The following is a 2,241-nucleotide window of genomic DNA, read 5'->3' on the forward strand; positions in this document are numbered from 1 at the left end:
TCCTTTTTTTCTAATTTAACGTCTCTTGTTTCTGTATTTATAAAAAAACGATATTTTCTTGATTCTCCCCATGCATATTTACCATCAGGACTGATTGAGCGAGTTTTCATATGGAAATCTTTTCTAAATTTATCATCTTTTATGAACTGCGAATAAATTTCATCCTCTTTAGATGGATATCCAAACGACTGTAATCTCTCATCAGTTAATTCATCATAAATTACGACACCAAAATCAGAAACCACATACCGCTTCCCACCATATATCACCCCCACTTCTGAAAAATGAAAGTCATCGTCCATTTGGATAGTTTTGCCTGTAGCGAGGTCGTATTTCCAATATTTGGCTCTGTCTTCAAAATACAAATAACTGCTGTCTTCAGCCCATAGAAATTGAGAATGGCCCCTATCTGTGCCTAAAACTGTCGACTCTTGGGTTTCTAAATCAAAAATGACTTTTTCAACATTATTACTCCAAGCTAAATAACGATTGTTCGGTGACCTACGCATCATTTTAACCGTTACTACTCTGTTATGTGGCCTTGGTGGAACAACATCTAAAAAGTCAGTCACTAATCGTAAATCTGTACCATCTGTTTTTATGCTCCAAATCTTGTCTCTCGCTTCATAAATGGCTTTCTCATCTGATGAAGCATTAGTAAATTCACCGTTATCCCACCTAAAATCTACTCTCGGTAAATCGTAAGAGTCCGCATTCGATAAATCTTCTCTTGCCCATGCTTTGGCGCTGTTCACCACAAAGCAGGGCTTCATTATTCCCGGTATCGTGCCATTCGCTTCTTTCATTAAGATGTAGTTGTCTTTAGTGACATAAACACGGTTGTCGTCCCACTCTTGCTCGTTAAGCAATTCAATGTCGGTTTTTGGAGGGGCGACTGCGGTACTTGGTGCAGATGATCCTTCTTGGTTACATCCGTTTAAAAACATGGCTATGCATGTAATGAGCAGCACCTTATTTAGCGTCATCATTTATCCTCCTTGATAAATGCACCATTATTTGCAAAACCGTTGTATAACCATGAAAGTGTGGCTGAATGCCCTGAGCATACTTGCGGCCAGTTCGTCCATGTATCCTTAGGAACGGTTTTATCTTCGTTTAATTTCAGAAAAATGACACCTCTAGCACCATCTCTTACATAATTAGCATTCAGCCCTAACTGCTCAAAGTATTGATAATCCCCTACATCTGAACGAACAATTTTCTCACTTCTAACTCCACGTGTTTCTGTATTCATAAAAAAACGATATTTTCTTGACTCTCCCCACGCATATTTACCATCAGGACTGATTGAGCGAGTTTTCATATGGAAATCTTTTCTAAATTTATCATCTTTTATGAACTGCGAATAAATTTCATCCTCTTTAGATGGATATCCAAACGACTGTAATCTCTCATCAGTTAATTCATCATAAATTACTACACCAAAATCAGAGACCACATACCGCTTCCCACCGTATATCACCCCCACTTCAGAAAAATAAAAGTCATCGTCCATTTGGATAGTTTTGCCTGTAGCGAGGTCGTATTTCCAATATTTGGCTCTGTCTTCAAAATACAGATAACTGCTGTCTTCGGCCCATAAAAATTGGGAATGCCCTAAATCTGTACCAAGCAATATAGACTCCTGCGCTTGCACATCAAAAATAACTTTATCTATCCCTCCGCTTGTTCTTGATGCGTATGAATACGCTAAATAACGGTTATTAGGTGAGCGTCGCATGATACGAACATCGCCACTAAAATCATCAGTCACTAATCGTAAATCTGTACCGTCTGTTTTGATGCTCCATACTTTGTCGTGAGATTCATAAATGGCTTTTTCACTGGCTGATGCACTAACAAAATCTCCGTTATTCCACCTAAAATCTACTCTCGGTAAATCGTAAGAGTCTGCATTCGATAAATCTTCTCTTGCCCATGCTTTGGCGCTGCTCACCACAAAGCAGGGCTTCATTATTCCCGGTATCGTGCCATTCGCTTCTTTCATTAAGATGTAGTTGTCTTTAGTGACATAAACACGGTTGTCGTCCCACTCTTGCTCGTTAAGCAATTCAATGTCGGTTTTTGGAGGGGCGACTGCGGTACTTGGCGCAGATGATTCTTCTTGGTTGCATCCGTTTAAAAACATGGCTATGCATGTAATGAGAAGTACCTTGTTTAGCGTCATCATTTATCCTCCTTAACAAATGCACCATTATTCGCAAAACCGTTGTATAACCA

At 39.2% G+C, this 2,241-nt stretch carries 2 protein-coding genes; both read right to left on the reverse strand.

The genetic code is table 11. The features are described from left to right. Positions 1 to 989: hypothetical protein (locus A6E03_RS18425; protein ID WP_255310670.1), on the reverse strand; the 989-nt coding region annotated here is incomplete at its 3' end. Beyond that, the gene (locus A6E03_RS18430; protein ID WP_255310671.1) at positions 986 to 2,191 is read right to left on the reverse strand and encodes a hypothetical protein; all 1,206 of its coding nucleotides are present in this window, start codon (positions 2,189 to 2,191) and stop codon (positions 986 to 988) included. The genes A6E03_RS18430 and A6E03_RS18425, both read right to left, overlap by 4 nt. Positions 2,192 to 2,241 lie beyond the last annotated feature (50 nt).

Source organism: Aliivibrio sp. 1S128 (genome assembly GCF_001691065.1).
Lineage (GTDB): Bacteria > Pseudomonadota > Gammaproteobacteria > Enterobacterales > Vibrionaceae > Aliivibrio.